The sequence below is a fragment of the Rhodobacter lacus genome (genome assembly GCF_042683065.1).
In the GTDB taxonomy this organism is placed as follows: domain Bacteria; phylum Pseudomonadota; class Alphaproteobacteria; order Rhodobacterales; family Rhodobacteraceae; genus Rhodobacter; species Rhodobacter lacus.
In genome coordinates this window covers 1-1,286 of record NZ_JBHUIX010000006.1, presented here as the reverse complement: position 1 = coordinate 1,286, position 1,286 = coordinate 1, and the positions used below count along the sequence as shown (strand labels likewise).

Below are 1,286 nucleotides of genomic sequence, written 5' to 3'. Positions count from 1 at the left end.
GAGGATCTGGCCTTCATCCGCGGCGATGGGGCGGCGAACACGCCGCGCGGCATTCGCAGCTGGATTGCGGCTCAGAACTGGCTCGCGGCGCAGGATGCGGGCATCGCGGCGACTGCGGTCGCGGCGGATCTGGCGCTGCGCAAGGCGGTCTCGGTGGTCGAGGATGCGAATGTGGCGCTGACCCGTCCGGGCTGGATCATGCGCGCCTCGACGAAGAACTGGCTGGCGTCGCTGCGCGATACGAATGGCAATATCCTTTACCCCTCGATCGACGCGAGCGGGCAGCTCAAGGGCGCGCCGATCCATGTCACCTCGCAGATCCCGAACAGCCTCGGCTCCGAGGGCGACGAGACCGAGGTTTACTTCGGCGAGTTCTCGGAGGCGATGATTGGCGACAGCCTGGAGCTCACGATCTCGATGTCCACCGAGGCGGGCTACAGTGACGGCGCCAATTTTGTCTCGGCCTTCCAGAACGATCTGACGCTGATGCGCACGATCTCGGAGCATGACTTCGCGCTCGAACATGACGTGGCCTTCTCGGGCTTCAACGCCGCGGGCTGGTCGCTCTGATCCGCTTCTCGCCGGTGCGGGGGGCTCCTTGCGCCGGCGGATCCTTCTTTTGAAAGGCTTCCCCATGGCAAAAATTGCCCTCCGCTTCATCCGCCCGCATGGGCCGTTCAACACCGGCGAGGTGGCGGCGCTCGAAGAGAGCGCGGCGCGCGCGCTCCTGGCGCGTGGCGTGGCAGAAAAACACGCCCGCCAGCCGAAGGTGGCGCGTTCGATTGGCGCCAGTGTCGAGACCGATCCCGCGCTCAAGGACGCGCTTGCCGCGCTGGAAAAAGCGCAGGCGGATCTTGATCACCGGGCCGATGAGCTTGATGCGCGCGAGGCAGAGCTCGCGGCGCGCGAGGCCGAGGTGGCGCAGCGCGAGGCTGAGCAGGAGGAAGACTGGTCGCCGGTCGAAATGCCGGAAGAGGAGGCCGACGACAAGAAGGGCGACGACACCGGTCTGCCCCGGCAGGGCAAGTAACGGGCCATGCGTGTGCTCACCCCGCCCGAGGGGCTGCCGGTCAGCGTGGCGCAGTTCGCCCGGCAGCGCCACATTGATGAGGCCGATGCCGCGCTGATCGGCGATCTTCTCGCCACGGCGACGGCGGTGGTCGAGACCGCGACAAACCGGATGATCGTGCCGCGGCAGGTGGAGCTCGACCTTCCGGGCGGGCGCTGGTCGCGGTTCTGGCTGCCGTTTGCGCCGGTGATCGGCCTTGTGGGCGGGGCCGGATCGG

Annotated in this window: 2 protein-coding genes and 1 pseudogene; all 3 read left to right on the top strand. The window is 67.7% G+C overall.

Going from position 1 to position 1,286, the window contains the following annotated elements; genetic code table 11:
* Nucleotides 1-570, top strand: a 570-nt coding sequence (locus ACFSM0_RS07705; RefSeq protein WP_377388952.1) for a phage major capsid protein, incomplete at its 5' end; no start/stop codon positions are given.
* Nucleotides 571-634: 64 nt separating this feature from the next.
* Nucleotides 635-1,030 carry a hypothetical protein gene (locus tag ACFSM0_RS07700; protein WP_377388950.1) on the top strand — a complete coding sequence of 132 codons (396 nt, stop codon included), beginning with the start codon at nt 635-637 and terminating at the stop codon, nt 1,028-1,030.
* A 6-nt stretch (nt 1,031-1,036) separates the two neighbouring features.
* Nucleotides 1,037-1,286: pseudogene (locus tag ACFSM0_RS07695) on the top strand (hypothetical protein); the annotation flags it as partial.

What these genes read in the sequence shown, in the direction of transcription:
- ACFSM0_RS07700 (WP_377388950.1), top strand. Translation starts at nt 635, where the DNA reads ATGGCAAAAATTGCCCTCCGCTTCATCCGCCCGCATGGGCCGTTCAAC.